The following is a 17242-nucleotide window of genomic DNA, read 5'->3' as shown; positions in this document are numbered from 1 at the left end:
TGCCCGGGGTGCAGAGCCTCGGTCAGGATACGACAGAGGGGACGCGATCGGATCGCGTCCCCTCTGTGATGAATCAGTCGGAGATCACTCCGCGGCGGCCTCTTCTGCTGCCTCGGTCGCCGCGGCGGTCTCGCCCTCGGCGTCATCCTCGGTGGGTGCAGCCGGGACGGAGATCGCGACGACGAGCACCTCGGGGTCGGAGAGCAGCGTGGAGCCCTTGGGGAGCTTCACGTCGGCGCCGGTGATGTGCGCGCCCTCTTCCAGGCCCTCGACCGAGACCTCGATGTTCTGGGGGATGTGGGTGGCCTCGGCCTCGATCGACAGCGTGGTCGCGTCGAGGTTGACGATGGTGCCCGCAGCGGACTCGCCCGTGACGACGATCGGGACGTCGATGGCGACCTTCTCGCCCTTCTTCACGACGAGCAGGTCGATGTGCTCGATGATCTGGTGCACCGGGTCGCGCTGGACGTCCTTGACGAGGGCGAGCTGGCTCTTGCCCTCGATGTCGAGCTCGAGAAGAGCGTTGGCGCGACGGATGATGAGCGAGACCTGGTGGCCCGGCAGCGCGACGTGCACCGGCTCGGTGCCGTGGCCGTAGATGACGGCGGGGATCTTGCCGGCGGCGCGGAGGCGGCGGGCGAAGCCCTTGCCGAAGCTCTCGCGGAGCTCGGCCTGGACCTTGGTGTCTTCAGACATGGGGTTCTCCTTCGGGGCACGCAGCGAAGGCGCCGCGCGGTGGTCTTGGAATTTTCGAACTCGCTGACGCAGGAGGAAAGCCACCGGGCTTGCTTCGCCGCGTCGATAACGGATGTTCGCGCACGCGCAGAAGCATCCCTCGCCGAGGTACAGCCTCAATGGTACCGGATGACCCGATAGGCTGAGGACACCGGTCCTTTTTCTGCAGAACACGGAGAACCCCCATGCTCGACGGCGCCTTCCTCTCGCACGCACTCCTCTGGCTGATCGGCGCCATGACCGTGTGCGCTGCCGTCACGTCGTTCATCGCGCTGTTCGCGATGGGCCGCTCGGGCTACCGCAAGGACTGACCTCCGCCGGACTCAGCGCGGCAGCCGTGCCGCCGCGGCGATGACGGCGGATGCGGTCCGCACGTCCGCCGACTCGTCCACCCTGATGCCGTGCTCATCGGCTTCGAGGGACTCGAGCGTCTGGAGCTGCGAGTCCAGGAGCGCCGCCGGCATGAAGTGATCGGCCCGCAGACGCATCCGCTCCTCGAGCACGGCCCGACCGATCGCGAGTTCCGCGAAGAAGGTCTCCGGCGCCTCGGCTCTGATGACCTCGCGATAGGCACGTCGGAGCGCCGAGCACGCGACGACGATCCGCTCCTCTGCCTGGAGCGTCTCGCCCACGAGGCGGAGCCAGGGCTGCCGATCCGCGTCGTCCAAGGGGATTCCCGCCGCCATCTTGCGGACGTTCGCTGCCGGATGCAGGTCGTCGCCGTCGATGAACCGCGCACCGAGAGCATCGGCGAGGAACGCCCCCACCGTCGACTTACCCGAACCGCTCGGGCCCATCACGACGATGCGCACACTCATGCCTCCCGGCCGAAGTCGATGAGCACCTTGCAGGAGCTCGCGGGGTCGGCGGCCCGTGCGAAGGCATCGAGCGCATCGTCCACCGGCAGCACGTGGCTGATGATACCGCGCACGTCGAGGCTGCCGTCGGCGAGGGCGGCGATGACCTCGTCGAACTCCGCCCCGAAGCGGAAGGATCCGCGCAGCGTGAGCTCACGGGTGATGGCCGTGGCCATCGGCGCCGGCACCTCTCCCCCGCGCTGGAGCCCCAGCATCACCACCGTGCCCCCGCGGGCGGCGGCGGAGACGGCGGCCGAGAGTCCGGGGACGGTGCCGCTCGATTCGATCACGACGTCGGCGTGCAGGTCGGAGATCTCGCTCTCAGCCCGTGCATCGAGCGACCGGATGCCGCGCGCTTCGGCGATGTCGCGCGGCTGCTGCTGAAGGTCGGTGACGGTCACGGAGGAGGCCCCTGCGCGCTGCGCCACTGCGGCGACGAGTTGGCCGATGGGTCCGGCACCGATCACGACGACCCGCAGACCACGCACATCACCCGCACGCTGCACACCGTGCCAGGCGACGGCTGCGGGCTCGGCGAGCGCCGCCGTCTGCAGGTCGAGACCGGCGGGAAGCGCGTGCAGCATGCGTGCGGGCAGGGCGACGCGGCGCGCGAAGGCCCCCTGGGTGTGCGGCAGGTGCATCGCCGAGCCGAGATACGTCGACGCCGGCGCGAGGTTGGGATGCGCCGCCGGCCAGGGGGTGCGTCCGTCACCGTGCGCGGTGAGCGGATGGACGGCCACGGGAGTGCCGACGGCGGGCCCCGTGCCATCGGCCGCGGCGACGCAGACGACGCCGGACACCTCGTGTCCGAGGATCATCGGCTCACGCAGCACCGAGGCACCGGCGGCTCCATGTCGCCAGTAGTGGAGGTCTGATCCGCAGATGCCGCCGTAAGCGATGTCCACGACGGCTTCATCCGGTCGGGGCGCCGGGGCGCCGATGTCTTCGATCCGCAGATCCTCGGCGGCATGCGCCACCACGGCGAGGTTGTTCACCGCGCTCCTTCCTCGGTCACACGAATGCCGTGACCAGCTCGATTCCCGCGACCCTGACGGTCACGGTCTGCCCGGGCTCCACGGGCGCCTGGGAGTGCGGAGCGCCGGTCATGACGACGTCTCCCGGTCCGAGCGGAGACCACGCGGCCACGTAGGCGAGGCATTCCCGGATCGACATGGGCAGCTGCCTACTTCCCGTCTCGGCGACCAGGCGTCCGTCCACCTCCACCTCGAGGCTCACGTCGTCGATCCCGACCTCGGTGTCGATCCAGGGGCCGAGCGGGGTGTAGCCCTCCCCCGACTTCGATTCGAAGTTGCGGGGGTCGAACGCCGCTCGATCCGGGCTCGAGAGGTCGTTCACCGCCGTGACGCCGAGCACGTACTCGTGCGCGTTGTGCACGGTCAGCCCCGGAGTCGGGCGCCCGATCACGACGGCGATCTCGCCCTCGGCGACCTGGGCACCGGCGTCGCGGCGCATCACGACCTCGGCACCGCTGCCGATCACCGTCCGCGGACTCTTGAGCCACGCCTGCACCGGCGACACGTGCTCCGGCCCGTTCTGGGCGATGCCGACGATCACCACGGGGTCCACCGGCGCGATCATCGCCCCGTCGACGGCGTCTCCTTCAGCGCTCGGCAGGCGCCCCTCGGCGAAGGCGACGAAGGGATCGGACAGCGGGATCAGCCCGTCCGCCGTCTCGCGCACCCAGCGGGGGCCGTCGGCGGTGTCGATGCGCCCGAGACGCATCAGACCACCGCCGTCATGCCGCCGTCGACGAACAGCGTCTGCCCGTTGACGAAGTCGCTCGCGCCACTGGCGAGGAACAGCAGGGCACCGACGAGGTCCTGGGTGTCTCCCCAGCGGCCGGCGGGCGTGCGTCCGCGCACCCACTGCGAGAACTGCTCGTCCGCGACGAGCGCCTTCGTGAGCTCGGTCGCGAAGTACCCGGGAGCGATCGCATTGGCCTGGATGCCGTGCGGGGCGAGATCGGCGCACAATCCCTTCGTGAACATCACGATGGCACCCTTGGTGGCCGAGTAGGCAGCGATCGAAGGACGCGCGAGCTGCGACTGCACGCTGCCGATCTGGATGATCTTGCCCGAGCCGCGTGCGATCATCCCGGCGGAGACCCGTCGCGACAGATGGAAGACGCTGGAGAGGTTGGTCTGCACGAGCGCATCCCAGTCCTCATCGGCGAACTCCGCGATCGGCGCTCGGCGCTGGACCCCGGCGTTGTTCACGAGGATGTCGGGGGTGCCGACCAGACGCTCGACCTCGGCCATGCCGGCATCCACCGCCGCGGCGTCGGTCACATCGAAGACGACGCTGTGCACGACGGCTCCCGTGGCGTGCGCGATCTCGTCGGCCGATGTCCGGGCCTTGACAGCGTCCCGTCCGTGCACGACGACGGTCGCGCCCGCTCCGGCGAGCCCCGCAGCGAGTGTCCTGCCGATCCCCTGGCTCGACCCCGTGACCAGCGCCGTGCGCCCCGTCAGATCGAAGGCGGCGAGTCCCGCCGGCAGCGCGGTCATCGGCCCACGGCCTTGATCGACACCGTGGTGGCGAACACGTCGTCGCCGGCCTCGGCCCTCGAGACCTTGATCGCGTCGTCGACGCGGGTGAGGTCGCGACGAAGGGTCTCAGGCGCGAGGAAGGTCGACGCGGTGGTGATGAGGGCGAGCACGGCCATGTAGATGGCCAGCAGCACCCAGTTGCCGTCGCTCACCGCGATCAGGTAGGCACCGAGGACACCGGCGAGACCGCCGGCGAGCACGGCCGAGATCTCGCGGGCCATCGCGACGCCCAGGTAGCGGTGACGGTTGCCGAAGAGCTCGGGGAGCATGGCGCACTGCGGTCCGAGCATGCTGTTCACGGCGACACCGATGCCGATCGCGATCACGCCGATCGCCACGGCGTAGTTTCCGAGCGACAGCAGCCACCACGCGGGGAAGGTGTAGACGAGCATGAACACCGCCCCGAAGCGGTACACCGTGCGACGACCGAAGCGGTCGGAGAGGTGGCCGGTGAACGGCACGGAGAACACGCCGATCAGCGATCCGAGGGTGACACCCCACGTGAGCAGGCTCTTGTCGGCGTTGTCGCCGATCACGGTGACGAAGAACGCGAGACCGAGTGTCTGGAACATGTAGGAGCCGCCGTTCTCGGCCATCCTCAGACCCACGCCGACGATCACACCGGGCAGCCCGTGCGTGAAGATCTCCTTGATCGGGCGGTCGGCGACCTGCTCGTGCTTCTCGAGCTCGATGAACGTCGGCGTCTCGCGCAGTCGCATCCGGATGAACAGCGCGAGCAGGATCAGCGCGAAGGAGGCGAGGAACGGCACGCGCCAGCCCCAGCTCAGCAGCTGGTCCTCGGGGAGCAGCGTGATCAGGCCGAAGACGACCGCGGCGAGCAGCGTTCCCGCCTGGATGCCGACGAACGGCAGGGCCGAGAAGAAGCCGCGACGCTTCACCGGCGCGTACTCGGCCATCAGCACGGTCGCGCCCGCCTGCTCGGCCCCGGCACCGAAGCCCTGCAGCAGACGCATCAGCACCAGCAGGATCGGCGCCCAGACACCGATCGCGGCGTAGGTGGGCAGCAGACCGATCGCGGTCGAGGCTCCGCCCATCAGCACGATCGTGGCGACCAGGACCCACTTGCGCCCGAGCTTGTCGCCGAGGACACCGAAGAACAGGCCGCCGAACGGACGAGCCAGGAACCCGACGCCGAAGGTCGCGAAGGCGGCGACCGTGGCCATGGCCGGGTCGTCCTGAGGGAAGAACAGCACGTTGAAGATCAGCGCGGTCGAGAGGCCGTAGAGCGCGAAGTCGAAGTACTCCAGCGCGCTGCCGATGCTCGACGCGAGTGTCGCGCGACGCAGGTTCGCCGCGTATTCCGGGTCATCGGACGCTGCTCGGACGGGGGTGCGGGGGTCGGTCACGGCCATCTCCTTCGATCGGCTTCGCCTGCGGCGTGACCCCGACTGTACCAGCCTGTTGGATTGCGTTCAACCCTTTGGACCGGAGTCGGGCGCACGAGAAGCATGGCCCTCCATAAGGGCTCCGCCGGTGCGCGGCGCGAGGGGTCAGCGCCGGACGGCGGCGCTGAAGGGGTTCGTCAGCGCCGCGGCGGCCTCGCGCAGTGCCTCACCCACGCGCTCGATGCGCTCGTAGTCGGCTTCGGCGGCGCGGATCGCCACACCCAGCGCGAGGGGCGGATCGGTCGGAGCCCAGCCCTCCAGCGGCACGGCCACGCCGACGATGCCACGGAAGGACTCCTCGGCGTCCAGCGCCCAGCCTCGGCGGCGGGCCGTGGCCAGCACTTCCAGAAGGCCGGACATGGTGGTCGCACTCCGCTCGGTGAGCTGAGGGAAGACGGCATCCTCGCCGAGGAGCTCGACCACCTCGGCGTCACTCATCGCCGCCAGGAGCGCGCGGCCCGTCGCCGACAGCGGGGCCGGGAGCCGCGAACCGAGCGGCGTGCCCAGCCGGAGCGACCGCGATCCCTCGTGCCTGGCGAGGTAGAGCGCATCGGTGCCGTCGAGCATCGCGACCTGGACGAGCTCGGAGGCGAGCTGCGGGGAGGCCTCGCACACGCTGTAGAACTCGCGCACCTGGTTGAACTGCGCCGCGAACGCTCCTCCGAGCTCCGCGGTGCGCACCCCGAGGCGGTAGCCCTGCGGGGTGCGGTCGACCATGCCGCCGGCCTCGAGCGCCAGACAGAGGTTCGCCGTCGACGACTTCGCCAGCCCCAGGTCTCCCGCGAGCTCGGTGAGCGTGCGCGGGCCACCGGCCTCGGCGAGGATGCCGAGCAGGCGGATGCTGCGAGTCACGGCCGGCGCGGGGTCGCGTCCTTCGCGGGTGTCGTCGTCCATGGCCGCGCCTTCCGCATTCAGGGATTCCTGCAGGCGGTCGCCGCCTGCAGGCCGATCAGTAGAACTCGACCGTATCGACCACGGCGGTCAGCGGCTCGCCATCGAGCAGGCGCGCCGCGTTCTCCGCGAAGCGGCGGGCGATGCGCTCCTCCTCCTTCGAGCTGAGGGCCGCGGTGTGCGGGCTCACGAGAACGTTCGGATGGCCCCAGAGCGGCGAGGCGGCATCGAGGGGCTCCTGCTCGAAGACATCGAGAGCCGCGAACGCGATCCGACCGTCGTCGAGCGCACCGCGCAGAGCGGTCTCGTCGACAACGGTGCCGCGGCCGACGTTGGTGATGATCGCGCCCGGCTTCACAGCCTCGAACACCTCGGCGCCGATCAGATGATGGGTCTGCGCAGTACCGGGAAGGGTGACGACGATCGCGTCGACGTGGGCCACCGCGTCGATCAGCTCGTCCAGCGGCACCAGGCGATCCACTCCGTCCACCGGCTCGCCGGACCGTGTCGTGCCCCACACCCGCGCGCCGAGCGCGTGGAAACGTCGTGCGCACTCCGCGCCGATGCCGCCGAGGCCGACGACCAGCACGGTCATCTCGTCGAGCTGACGCATCTCCCAGCGGTCTGGCCAGGTGCGGGTGCCCTGGTCGGCGAGAAGACGCGGGAGGTTCTTCGCGCCCGCCATGACCCCGAACACCGCGAACTCCGCGAGCGGTCCGCCGTGCACGCCCGCACTGGTGGTGAAGACGACGCGGTCGAGCTGCTCGCGATCGAGACCAGCGGCCTTGACCGAGGCACCGCCACCGGCAGCGGTCGTCATGACCCAGCGCAGCCGCGGATTGGCAGCCACGGTGCGCGCCAGCGCCGCCGCATCCACATCGGGGATCCCGAACAGCACGTCGGCCGAGTCGACCATCTCATCGAAGGCCTGCTGCTCGCTCGGTGTGCGCACGTGGTCCGGGTCGCCGGACCAATCGGCGGGTCCGCGCATCGGCGGCATGAGCGCGTGATCGCGGATCACCTCGACGCGAGGCTCGAGCTCCTCGATCAGCCGACACAGGTCTTCCGCCAGCGGTACCGCCACGACGGCGCGCAGCTTCTTCTCGGTCCCCGTCATGCTGGTCCCTTCCTCGGGAAGTCTGGATCCCTCACCTTAGCCCAGTTCCAGCAGGTTGGACACTGTTCTATCTGTTGGATTGTTGCTACCGTGTGCGCATGACCATCTCATCCGTCACCGTCGGCGTCGTGGGCCTCGGCGCCATGGGCCGCCCCATGGCCGACCATCTGCTCGCCGCACACGGCCGGCTCGTCATCCACGCGCGGCGCCCGCAGCCGGAACTGCTGGCCGCCGGAGCCTCCTGGGCGCAGACGCCACGCGAGCTCGCCTCCAGAGTAGACGTCCTGCTCATGATGCTGCCGGACCTCCCTCCGTTCGAGGCCATGCTCGACGGCCCTGACGGGCTGCTCGCCGAAGCCGGCGACCTGCTCATCCTCATCGGCTCCACCTCCTCGGCGCCCGCCGTCCGCGCGTTCGCGGAGCGTGTCTCGGACCAGACGGACGGCCGGGTACGTGTCGTGGACTGCCCGGTCTCCGGTGGCGAGGACGGGGCGATCGCCGGGACCCTCTCGATCATGCTCGGCGGCGCCCCCGACGACGCGGCCGTCGCGGCAGAGGTGCTCGCTCCCTGCGGCACACCCGTCCTGCTCGGCCCGCTCGGCGCCGGCGAGGTCGCCAAGGCCTGCAACCAGCTCGTGGTCTCCGCGACGATCATGGCGCTCGGCGAGGCCACCGTGCTCGCCGACCGCTCCGGCCTCGATCTCGACGCGTTGTGGTCGCTGCTCTCGGGCGGATACGCCGGATCGCGGCTGCTGGACAGCCGTCGCGAGAAGCTCATCACCGGCGACGACTCCCCCAGCGGCATCGCGCGGTACATGGTGAAGGACCTCGGCTTCGCGGCCGACATCGCCGATGCCACCGGCACCTCCCCCGTCTTGCTGCCCGCCCTGCGCGCGGCCTTCGACGAGCTGGTCGCCGCAGGTCTCGGCGACCGCGACATCGCCGTGTCACGACGCTTCATCGCCTCTCGTGACACAGGTGGCCACTGACCTGCCGTACAGCGATACGCTGAAACCACCCCTTCTTCACCATCGAGGAGCCTTCTGTGCCCGAAGCATCAGCGAACATCGGAGTCGTCGGACTCGCCGTCATGGGATCGAACCTCGCCCGCAACCTCGCCAGCCGCGAGGGGAACACGGTGGCGATCTTCAACCGCAGCTACGAGAAGACCCAGACGCTCCTCGACGAACACCCCGAGGCCGGCTTCGTCCCGGCCCGCACCTACCAGGAGTTCGCCGACTCGCTGCAGAAGCCGCGTACCGCGATCATCATGGTCAAGGCCGGCGGCCCGACCGACGCCGTGATCGACTCGCTGGTCGAGGTCTTCGAGCCCGGTGACATCATCGTCGACGGTGGCAACGCCTACTTCCCCGACACCATCCGTCGCGAGAAGGCCGTGCGCGAGACCGGCATCAACTTCGTTGGCGCCGGCATCTCCGGCGGCGAGGAGGGTGCCCTCACCGGCCCCTCGATCATGCCCGGCGGTTCCGACGAGTCCTGGATCACGCTCGGACCGATCCTGAAGTCGATCGCCGCGATCGCCGAGGGCGAGCCGTGCGTCACCCACGTCGGCCACGACGGTGCCGGTCACTTCGTCAAGATGGTGCACAACGGCATCGAGTACGCCGACATGCAGCTGATCGCCGAGGCCTACGACCTCATCCGCCGCGGCACCGGCAAGTCGCCGGCCGAGATCGCCGAGATCTTCGCCGAGTGGAACAAGGGCGAGCTCGAGTCGTACCTGATCGAGATCACCGCCGAGGTGCTGCGCCAGGTGGACGCCTCCACCGGCCAGCCGCTGGTCGACGTGATCCTCGACCAGGCAGGAGCCAAGGGCACCGGCGCCTGGACCGTGCAGACCGCGCTGTCGCTGGGCGTCCCCGTCTCGGGCATCGCCGAGGCGACCTTCGCCCGCTCGCTCTCCTCGCACCCCGAGCAGCGCGCCGTGTCGCGCGACCTCCCCGGCCCCGAGGAGGAGTTCTCCGTCGAGGACACCGAGGCGTTCATCGAAGACGTCCGCCTCGCGCTCTACGCGTCGAAGATCGTCGCCTACTCGCAGGGCTTCGACGAGATCCGCGCGGGTGCGGCCGAGTACGGCTGGAACATCGACCTCGGCGCGATCTCGAAGATCTGGCGCGGCGGCTGCATCATCCGCGCCCAGTTCCTCAACCGCATCGCGGACGCCTACGCCGAGACTCCCGACCTGCCCGTGCTGCTGACCGCTCCGTACTTCACCGAGGCGATCACCCGCGCCCAGGCGCCGTGGCGCCGCGTCGTGATCGCGGCCGCCGAGGCCGGCATCCCCGCGCCCGCGTTCTCGTCGTCGCTGTCGTACTACGACGGCATCCGCGCCGACCGCCTGCCCGCAGCGCTCGTGCAGGGTCAGCGCGACTTCTTCGGCGCGCACACCTACAAGCGCGTCGACAAGCCGGGCACCTTCCACACGCTGTGGTCGGGCGACCGCACCGAGATCGAGGCGGAAGACACGCACTGACGTCTCGCCGTCGAAGGGCCGGGTACCGTGAGGTACCCGGCCCTTCGTGCATCGCACCACGATGCCGCGCTCCCCTACTTCGTGATGTCCTGCACCACGCCCTTCGTCAGACGCAGCCGCCGTGTCGCATGACGCGCGACCGCCGAATCGTGCGTGACGACGATGATCGTGATCCCCTCGGCGCACAGCGATTCGAGCAGCGTCAGGATCTCGTCGCGCATGCTCTCGTCGAGATTGCCCGTCGGCTCGTCGGCAAGGAGAACGCGCGGCCTCTTCACGATGGCGCGTGCGATCGCGACGCGCTGCTGCTGCCCTCCGGAGAGCTCGGTGGGCAGATGGTCGCCCCTGTCGTCGAGCCCGACGTGTGCGAGCGCCTCGGCCACCCTGGTGCGGCGCTGCGCCCTGTCGAGACCGAGGGGCTCGAGCGCCATGTCCACGTTCTCCGTGGCGGTGAGCGTGGGGATCAGGTTGAACCCCTGGAACACGAACCCGATCTCCTCCGCCCTGATGCGGCCGAGCTCCTTCGCCGAAGCCGATGCGAGCTCTCTGCCGTCGAGCAGGAGCGAACCGGTCGACGGCGTGTCGAGGGCCCCGAGCAGCTGCAGCAGTGTCGACTTCCCCCCACCTGTCGGCCCTTGGATCGTGACGAACTCGCCGGGCATGATGTCGAGGTCCACTCCGGTGAGCGCCTTCACGATGCGGCCCTTCTGCGTGTACGTCCGCGTGACGCCCGCCACGCGGTAGAGCGGGTGCTCGTCCTCGGGTCGTGGCGTCGTCGGCTCGAGGTCTGCGATGGTCATGCGGTTCTCCTTCTCGTGGAACGACTGCTCGGGCAATGGCGTGCGCTGTGGGACATCTTCCGTGTGCTGAATACTCATGCGACCGACCGCAGCGCTTCCGCCGGGCTGAGTCTGGCGGCACGCCAGCCGCCGAATGCGCCTGCGACGAGGCCGCCGAGCACCGCGAGACCGACCGCCGCCACCAGCACCCACGGCGTGAAGGGCGCCTGGAGGACGACGTCGGCGGCGGGAGTCTGGAGCATCCCGCCCCCACCGCCGGTGGGACCGGGGCCCATGCCTCCGGGGCCCGCGCCCTGACCCGCGCTGCTCGCGGCGACCGTGGGCCTGAGGACGTTGATCAGCACGATCCCGGCGATGCCGAGGACGAGCCCGACGGCGCCCCCGATCAGCCCTTGCACCATCGATTCGCCTGCGACCTGCCGCACGACGCGACCGTTCGACCATCCGATCGCCTTGAGGGTGCCGAACTCCCTGGTGCGACGCCCCACGCCCGACAGCGTGAGCAGCACCGAGAGCACCACGGCGACGACGAGCACGATGATCGAGAGCCACGTACCGAGGTTCGTGATCAATGCGGTCGCGCTGGAGAGCGAGCCGGAGACGGTCGAGGCGAGCTCGGACTGCGACGTGACGGTCGCGTCGGGGAGTTCATCTGCCAGCGCCGCCTGCACGGCATCGATCGAGGCGGCAGAGTCCGCCTGCACGTAGACGGTGGAGATGACGTCGTCGACACCGGCGAGCGTCTGCGCGGTGCTCAGCGGCAGGTACACGTTCGCCGCCGTGTCCGCGCTGTCCGAGGTCGAGCCGAGGATGCCGACGATCTCGACATCGGAGCCGGCCACGTCGATGGTGCTCCCCACCGAGAGCTCGTTCGTGGCGGCATAGGTGCGGTCGACGAGCGCGACGAGCGCCTCATCGTCAGCGGCGTCGAAGCCGCGACCGTCCGTCACCTCGGCGGAGGCGAGCGGGCCCACCGTGGTCTCGGCGGGGTCGATCCCGAGCACCGAGAAGGAATCGACGCCGAAGGATGCTCCGCCGCCCTGCCCGGCGTCCGGCGGTGCCTGTCCGGCCTCGGGCGCGGCCGGCTGCTCGCCGTCCTGCTGTGCGAAACCGCCGCTGGGCATCTCTCCGGAGAAGGTGGAGTTCGTCAGACTCAGTGCCCCGGAAGCGGCAGCGACGCCGTCCGTGTCGGCGACGGTGTCGAGCACCGAGGAGTCGAGAGTGCCGCGCAGGAAGTCGGTCCGCAGCATCGACTGCGCGAGCGTGGTCGTCTCGCCGTCGCTCTCCCCGGCGCCCGCATCGAAATCGAAGCGCGGCCCCTCCCCCTGGCCCGGCTCCGTGGTCGCGCCGGTCACGGTGAGGTCGGTGCCGACACCGTAGACGGAGGCGAGGGCCTGCGCCTGTGCGTCCCGCACTCCCGCGGTGAGGGCGTTGACCACGATCACGAGAGCGATTGCGATCGCCAGTCCGATCGCGACGATCATCGTCTGCTTCTTGCGGCCGGCCAGTTCGCGCCGCAGATATGTTCCGTACATCTCTCTCCTTCCGCCGCGGCCATCGCGGGGCGAGATCGACGTTAGGAATCACGCATATGCGAGATCGAGGGACAGGTGATGAGGAACCTATGGAAGGCGCGGATCATCCATAGCGCAGGCCTGGACGAACGCGCTGGCGCGAACCGCGAGCGCCTCGAGGTCGCCGCCGGGAGCCGTGGCGTCTCCGACGAGCGGCCCGCCCACCCCGATGCCGAAAGCACCCGCCGCGAGATACTCGGCTACCGTGTCGACGCGCACGCCCCCCACCGGGATGATCCGCGCCTGCGGGAAGGGATCGCGCACGGCACGGAGGAAGCCGGAGCCGAGCGCCGACGCGGGGAACAGCTTGACCGCCGCGCTTCCGAGGTCGTGGCCCCGCTGGATCTCGGTGGGTGTGTAGACGCCCGCCAGCACACCGATGCCCTGGCTGACCGCATAGCGGACGGAGGCGCTGAGGGTGGGCGTGACCATGAACTGCGCACCGGCGGAGACCGCTCGTTCGACATCGGCCTCGTCGAGCACCGTGCCCGCACCGACCAGTGCCGTCGCCGGGGCGTCCTGCACGATCTGCGCGATCGCCTCTTCCGCGTCCTGCAGGGTGAGGGCGATCTCGAGGGTGAGCACACCCACCTGCAGCAGCGTCCGCGCCGCGGCGACCGTGGCGTCGACATCCGTCCCCCGCAGGATCGCGACGAGCCGGGTGGTGCGCAGCCGTTCCTGCAGCTCGGCGTTGTCGACGGTGCTCACGATGCGACCTCCTCCACGGAGCCGGCAGATGCCACGATCGGCGCCCCGCCGCCCCAGGGGAAGGCGGGTGCGCCGCCGACGTCGACCCGCACGCCGAGCAGGGCGCCGTCGGCATCCGTGGAGTCGGAGAGCCCGATGCTCGCCGTCGTGATCACCAGCAGCCGGTCGACGAGCGCCACCGCGGTGGGCCGCTTCGCCGGAAGGCTGATCGTCTCGACGAGCTCACCCGCGGGTGAGTAGCGGCGCACCTCGGAGGCGTCCCAGACAGCGACCCAGAGCATGCCGTCGAGATCGATGGCCATGCCGTCGGGGTTGCCGCCCTCGACCCGGCACAGGGTGCGGCGGTTCGAGAGCTCCCCGTCGGGCGCCACGTCGAAGGCCTCGATGCTGCGGTGCGGGAGCGTGTCGATGTAGTACAGCGTCGAGCCGCTGCGGTCGAAGGCGAGTCCGTTCGACACGGTAATCCCGTCGAGGCGGGCGGTCGGCTCGCCGTCGGGACCGATGCTCCACAGTGTGCAGTGGGGGTCGCGGGGCATCGACTGACTACCCACCCAGAACCGCCCGGACGGATCACCGCCGCCGTCGTTCATGTAGTCGCCCGCCCCGGCGATGTCGCCCGTGAGGGGAGAGACGACGCCGTCGTCACCGACATGCACCACGCGGCGGTCGACGCCGACGAGCCAGCCCGCCCCCGGCTGCGCGAGCGGGATCGGGGCGCCGATCTGCGCGCCGACGACGACCGCGGTCTCGGGAACCACCCGTCCGTCTTCGATGCGTCCGCGATGCAGCGAACCGGTCGCCATGTCGATCCACGCGAGGCTCCCGTCCCGACCGTCCCAGCGCGGCGATTCGGCCTGGACGTAGCGGGCATCGGAGAGGATCTCGACGCGTCGGGAGGTCTGGGTGTGCGGCATCCGGGTCATCCTTCGCTGGTAGCTCGTAACCGTTATGTGGCAGACTATCTCACAATATGCATAACACTTGCGAGAAATGTGGACACACGATGATGAAGCGGGGAAACAGCTGATGGCTCCGACACTCCACGGCTTGATGCCCATCCTGGCAACACCTTTCGACGAGTCGGGTGCCCTCGACCGCCAGGGCCTGCGCCGGCTGGTCGAGTTCCAGCTCGCGTCCGGCGTCGACGGCGTCGCCGTCTTCGGCATGGCGAGCGAGGGCTTCGCCCTCACGACCGAGGAGCGACGCACGATCCTGGACGATGTCGTCCGGGTGGTGGACGGCCGGGTCCCCGTGATCGCCGGCGTCAACGGCACCTCCACGGCGACCTCGATCGAGCAGGCGCTGCTCGCGGAAGAGGGGGGCGCTGACGCCCTCATGGTGCTTCCACCGTTCATGGTGAAGCCTCCGGCCGGGACGCTCGTCGACTTCTACGGGGACGTCGCCGACGCCACCTCGCTCTCCGTCATGGTGCAGGATGCCCCCGGTGTCACCGGTGTCGTGATGGCACCGGCGCTGATCGCCGAGATCGCCCGCCTCGACGGCGTCGACTCCGTCAAGGTGGAAGCTCCCCCGACCGCCCCCAAGGTCGGCGCGGTCGTCTCGGCCATCGACGATCCCGCCTTCGCCGTGCTCGGCGGGCAGAACGCCCAGTTCTGCCTCGAGGAATACGCCAGGGGCGCCGTCGGCACCATGCCCGCGTGTGAGTTCCCCGACCTCCTCGGCCCCGTGCTCGCCCAGTTCCTCGAGGGGCGCGTCGACGAGGCTCGCGCCGAGTTCCGTCGTATGCTCCCTCTCGTGCTCATCGGTCTGCAGGGCGGCATCGCGTGGGCGGTGCACAAGGAGGTCCTCGTCGCGCGTGGCGTGATCGACCATGCGACCGTGCGCTACCCGGCCTCGCGCCTGGACGCCGGCAGCCGCGCCTCGGTCAAGCTCGTGATCGACGAGCTCGCCCTTCCGCCGATCCCGGCCACGGTGCGGGTGTGAGCGGCCGCGGTGTTCTGCTGATCGGCGGCAGCTCCGACATCGGCCTCGCGATCGCCCGCGCCTTCGTCGACGGCGGAGACGCCGTCGTCGGAGTGGGGCTCGAGCACTCCGACGATCCCGTCTTCGCGCGGTACCTCGCCGCCGACTGCAGCAGACCCGAGGCCGCCGACCGTGCCGTCGCGGATGCGGAGCAGGCGCTGGGCCGACTCGACGTCGTCGTTCTCGCGGCCGGGCGCATGCCGATCGCCCGCGCGGAGGACACCAGCGACGAGGACTGGCGCGGCGCGTTGGGCGCCACACTCGACTCCGCGTTCTTCGTGGCGCGAGCGGCCCTTCCCCGGCTCTCCGCGGGCTCGTCGATCGTCGCGGTGACGTCGGTCAACTCGTCCCTCGCCGCACCCGCCCTGCCCGCGTACGCGGCCGCGAAGGCGGGCGTCGACGGCCTCATCCGTCAGCTCGCCCTCGACAACGGCCCCCGCGGCATCCGCGTGAACGCCGTGCAACCGGGAAGCATCTCGGCCGCCGACACGGGCGAGAGCGAGGGATACCCGCTCGGACGCATCGGCCGCCCGGAGGAGGTGGCGTCGGTGGTGGCGTTCCTCGCCTCCGACGCCGCCTCCTTCGTCACCGGCACCTCCATCGCCGTCGACGGGGGGCTGTCGATCTCTTCCCCCGCGGCCTGGCTGAAGCCGGTGCTGCGGGAACGCTGGCTCTGACCCGCGCACATCGACGAAGAAGGCCGCGTCCCCTCCCGGGACGCGGCCTTCTTCGTGAGCAACGCTCGGATCAGGCGTTGGCGTCGAGGAGCCCCTGCACTTCCTTCTTCAGCGCGTTGAGACCGGCCTGCGCCTCGACCTGACCCGCGAGGATCGTCGCGACCCCCGCGCCGATGGCCGCATCGATCTGGGCGGTCACGGCGACACGATCCCACGCGGCGCCGCGCGCGTGCTCGGAGACCTCGGTGCGGAACGCGCCCTGGAACTTGTCGGCGGCGAGAGCCGGGATCTTGTCGGCCACGCTCTTGGCGGCGGGCGCCACGGCGGAGTTCTCGTAGAGCGCGGTCGCGGCCTCGACGTTCGTCGCCGCGTAGAGGATGAAGTCGCGGCTCGTGAGCTCTCCCTCGCCCGCCGTCGCGAAGACACCGCTGCCCCAGGCACGGTTGTACGAGTCCTTGCCACCGGCGGTCGGACGCGAGATGGCGCCGATGTTGTCGATGATGTTCTGGGCGGCGCCGTTCGTCTTGACGAAGGTCGACGCGAGCGGGGCGTCGTCGTACAGGGCCGCCCGCCCGCTCGCGAACAGGATGCGGGCATCGCTGCGCGCCACGTTCGTCTGCGTGAGCCCGGCGTCCTGCAGCGACTTGTACCAGGTGACCGCCTTGACGCTCTCGGCGTCTCCCAGGGTGCACTTCAGGTCATCGGTGACGACATCGCTGCCGAAGCCCCACATCCACGGCACGGCGTCCTTCAGGTCGGGGTTCTTGGTGACAGCGGCGTACGGGATCAGCGAGGAGTCCTGCTTCTTGATCTTCTCGAGCGCCGTGGCGAACTGCTCCACGGTCATGCCCGAGGTGATGCCGACGCTCTTGGCGATCTCGCCGTTCGTGATGATGCCGATGCCGGCAGCCGTCAGCGGCAGCACGAGCAGCTTGCCGTCCATCGTGTACGAGTCGAGCACGCCCTGCGGGATGCCCAGCCCCTTCGCGAGGTCGGTGAGGTCGGCGAGCACGTTCATCGGGGTCAGCACCTGCCAGCCGCCCGACTGCCCGACGCCCATGAGGTTGCCGGAGCGTCCGGTCAGGGCCAGCTGCGTGGCGGCCTGATCGTACGGGTAGATGACCGGGGCGACCTTGACACCCTCCTGCTTCGAGAAGCCGTCGAGGATGCCCTGCCACGCCGACTTCAGGGCTTCCTCGCCGAGCGAGTTGCCGTAGAAGTTGATGGTCTTGGCCTTCGTGGCTCCGGCGGCCGTGGCCCCGGCGCCGGTGCCGGGCGCGGCGGGCGTCGCGCAGCCGGCGAGCGCGAGAGCGCCGAACGCGGCCAGGACGGTTCCGCCTCCGAGGAAGGCTCGGCGGCTCAGCTGCGAGTTCGAGAGGTTCATGAGACTGCTCCTTCGGGGTGAGGGGGACGAGCTGTTCTGCGGTGCA

At 70.1% G+C, this 17242-nt stretch carries 18 protein-coding genes; 5 read left to right on the top strand and 13 right to left on the bottom strand.

Annotated features, from left to right (window positions below):
- Positions 1–84 precede the first annotated feature (84 nt).
- Positions 85–696, bottom strand: coding sequence for a 50S ribosomal protein L25/general stress protein Ctc (locus ACP699_RS16970; RefSeq protein WP_426172437.1), 612 nt, complete (start codon positions 694–696; stop codon positions 85–87).
- Between the two features lie 224 nt (positions 697–920).
- Between ACP699_RS16970 and ACP699_RS16965 the strand changes: the two genes are divergently transcribed.
- Complete coding sequence (locus tag ACP699_RS16965; RefSeq protein ID WP_017828452.1) at positions 921–1046, top strand: hypothetical protein; 126 nt, start codon at positions 921–923, stop codon at positions 1044–1046.
- Positions 1047–1058: 12 nt separating this feature from the next.
- Here ACP699_RS16965 and ACP699_RS16960 read toward each other — a convergent pair whose 3' ends face one another.
- The 7 genes from ACP699_RS16960 to ACP699_RS16930 all read right to left on the bottom strand — a co-directional run bounded on the left by ACP699_RS16960 (position 1059) and on the right by ACP699_RS16930 (position 7576).
- Positions 1059–1553, bottom strand: coding sequence for a gluconokinase (locus ACP699_RS16960; RefSeq protein ID WP_055870832.1), 495 nt, complete (start codon positions 1551–1553; stop codon positions 1059–1061).
- Positions 1550–2587, bottom strand: coding sequence for a zinc-binding dehydrogenase (locus ACP699_RS16955; RefSeq protein ID WP_055870829.1), 1038 nt, complete (start codon positions 2585–2587; stop codon positions 1550–1552). Before ACP699_RS16955 ends, ACP699_RS16960 begins: the two co-directional genes overlap by 4 nt.
- A gap of 16 nt (positions 2588–2603) precedes the next feature.
- Positions 2604–3335, bottom strand: a complete 732-nt coding sequence (locus ACP699_RS16950) for a fumarylacetoacetate hydrolase family protein (protein ID WP_055870826.1) — start codon at positions 3333–3335, stop codon at positions 2604–2606.
- Positions 3335–4120: an SDR family oxidoreductase gene (locus tag ACP699_RS16945; RefSeq protein ID WP_055877641.1), complete on the bottom strand. Its 786-nt coding sequence runs from the start codon at positions 4118–4120 to the stop codon at positions 3335–3337. Before ACP699_RS16945 ends, ACP699_RS16950 begins: the two co-directional genes overlap by 1 nt.
- On the bottom strand, positions 4117–5535 hold the full coding sequence (locus ACP699_RS16940) for an MFS transporter (protein WP_055870821.1): 1419 nt from the start codon (positions 5533–5535) through the stop codon (positions 4117–4119). Before ACP699_RS16940 ends, ACP699_RS16945 begins: the two co-directional genes overlap by 4 nt.
- A gap of 138 nt (positions 5536–5673) precedes the next feature.
- Entirely contained in the window at positions 5674–6462 is a 789-nt protein-coding gene (locus tag ACP699_RS16935; protein WP_055870819.1) for an IclR family transcriptional regulator, read from the bottom strand.
- A gap of 55 nt (positions 6463–6517) precedes the next feature.
- Positions 6518–7576, bottom strand: a complete 1059-nt coding sequence (locus ACP699_RS16930; protein ID WP_055877638.1) for a D-2-hydroxyacid dehydrogenase — start codon at positions 7574–7576, stop codon at positions 6518–6520.
- A gap of 98 nt (positions 7577–7674) precedes the next feature.
- On the opposite strand from ACP699_RS16930, the gene ACP699_RS16925 reads away from it, so the two are divergent.
- A complete protein-coding gene (locus ACP699_RS16925) occupies positions 7675–8565 on the top strand; it encodes an NAD(P)-dependent oxidoreductase (RefSeq protein WP_426172432.1) in 891 nt (296 codons plus the stop codon).
- A gap of 56 nt (positions 8566–8621) precedes the next feature.
- Complete coding sequence (gene gndA, locus ACP699_RS16920) at positions 8622–10070, top strand: NADP-dependent phosphogluconate dehydrogenase (RefSeq protein ID WP_017828443.1); 1449 nt, start codon at positions 8622–8624, stop codon at positions 10068–10070.
- 74 nt (positions 10071–10144) lie between these two features.
- On the opposite strand, the gene ACP699_RS16915 is transcribed toward gndA, so the two are convergent.
- From ACP699_RS16915 to ACP699_RS16900, 4 genes are all read right to left on the bottom strand, one after another.
- Positions 10145–10870 (bottom strand): ABC transporter ATP-binding protein, encoded by a 726-nt coding sequence (locus ACP699_RS16915; protein WP_426172429.1) that lies wholly within the window; start codon positions 10868–10870, stop codon positions 10145–10147.
- Between the two features lie 74 nt (positions 10871–10944).
- Positions 10945–12405, bottom strand: a complete 1461-nt coding sequence (locus tag ACP699_RS16910; protein WP_127482048.1) for an ABC transporter permease — start codon at positions 12403–12405, stop codon at positions 10945–10947.
- A gap of 87 nt (positions 12406–12492) precedes the next feature.
- Positions 12493–13152: a bifunctional 4-hydroxy-2-oxoglutarate aldolase/2-dehydro-3-deoxy-phosphogluconate aldolase gene (locus ACP699_RS16905; protein WP_426172427.1), complete on the bottom strand. Its 660-nt coding sequence runs from the start codon at positions 13150–13152 to the stop codon at positions 12493–12495.
- Positions 13149–14066, bottom strand: a complete 918-nt coding sequence (locus ACP699_RS16900) for an SMP-30/gluconolactonase/LRE family protein (protein ID WP_426172425.1) — start codon at positions 14064–14066, stop codon at positions 13149–13151. Before ACP699_RS16900 ends, ACP699_RS16905 begins: the two co-directional genes overlap by 4 nt.
- A gap of 112 nt (positions 14067–14178) precedes the next feature.
- On the opposite strand from ACP699_RS16900, the gene ACP699_RS16895 reads away from it, so the two are divergent.
- Positions 14179–15096, top strand: coding sequence for a dihydrodipicolinate synthase family protein (locus ACP699_RS16895; protein ID WP_426172423.1), 918 nt, complete (start codon positions 14179–14181; stop codon positions 15094–15096).
- Entirely contained in the window at positions 15093–15812 is a 720-nt protein-coding gene (locus ACP699_RS16890; RefSeq protein ID WP_426172421.1) for an SDR family NAD(P)-dependent oxidoreductase, read from the top strand. The genes ACP699_RS16895 and ACP699_RS16890 overlap by 4 nt, the downstream gene beginning before the upstream one ends.
- Before the next feature lie 70 nt (positions 15813–15882).
- Here ACP699_RS16890 and ACP699_RS16885 read toward each other — a convergent pair whose 3' ends face one another.
- Positions 15883–17196, bottom strand: coding sequence for a hypothetical protein (locus ACP699_RS16885; protein ID WP_426172419.1), 1314 nt, complete (start codon positions 17194–17196; stop codon positions 15883–15885).
- Positions 17197–17242: the final 46 nt, after the last annotated feature.

Source organism: Microbacterium sp. DWRC1-3 (assembly GCF_049896645.1).
In the GTDB taxonomy this organism is placed as follows: domain Bacteria; phylum Actinomycetota; class Actinomycetes; order Actinomycetales; family Microbacteriaceae; genus Microbacterium; species Microbacterium maritypicum.
Note: the sequence above shows the minus strand (reverse complement) of the source record. Positions and strands in the feature narration are given on the sequence as shown.